This is a genomic window from Candidatus Symbiopectobacterium sp. NZEC135 (assembly GCF_025962695.1).
In genome coordinates this window covers 1-943 of the sequence record NZ_JAGFPF010000781.1, presented here as the reverse complement: position 1 = coordinate 943, position 943 = coordinate 1, and the positions used below count along the sequence as shown (strand labels likewise).

General features: G+C 33.0%; 1 protein-coding gene. It reads right to left on the bottom strand.

Going from position 1 to position 943, the window contains the following annotated elements; all coding sequences use genetic code 11:
* Nucleotides 1-943: hypothetical protein (locus J5224_RS30405; RefSeq protein WP_264628764.1), on the bottom strand; the 943-nt coding region annotated here is incomplete at both ends.

Here is a 943-nt window from a genome sequence, read left to right as displayed (position 1 = left end):
ACAGGACCCATACCGTCGCTGATAGGTCCCTCTTTGGCATGAAAAAAAACGCCATCATTAGATAAAAAATAAAGGGAATAAGAAGCCTCTTTTTCTTTAAAAAAGCCATCAGCATCTCCATAGGGCTCAAGGTGTTCAACTGGAGCATCAATATTTATACTATGATCAGAGTTTCTTCTAAGAAGCGTAGTTATGTCCTTTGACTCCATAAAACGTGCGGTGCATAGTGATAAAACCTGCCGTTTAGCGATGCAGCGTGAATCGCGAATTTTTAACTGTTGTGCTTTGAATATCTCATTAACTTTTTTTGGCATGATAAAATAAGTATTGCTTTTTGAATTTTTGTATATTTTTATATTATCATCCCTCCCCAATAAATAAGTATCATCCCCATTATTAGATATCTCTATAAAGTTTTTATCAAAGATAATATAATCCACTCTATTGATAGTGACTGCACCATCAATGTTATTCGACTTTGACATATACTGAGAAAATGATTTTTGGAAACTGAAAATACCGTTAGCCGTGTTTAAAAATCTTCTTTTAGATATTTTATTAATCACGGAACTGTCTAAATAATACTTACCCACATCATCCTGTTCAAGTGGCTGTCTCAAGGCTATTTTATATACATCATACATATTTCCTAACAGATCAAAATGAACATGGTATTTACCAGCATCAAAATTAACAGGTAAAATGTCATGACACCCTTCAATATAGCTCGATGAAAAATCATTAGTTTTAAAAAGATAATAATTATCATCAATTTTTATGTATTTATTATGCTTGCCATCATACTGATAAAGTACCGATGGACGAATTGGTGTCACATTTTCATGAAGGGTATCCTCACTGACCAACTTTTCTCTTATTCTTTCATTGTTGACCAAAAAATCAATAAGATCCTCGCCTACGTATGGTGAATGCTTACTTTCAA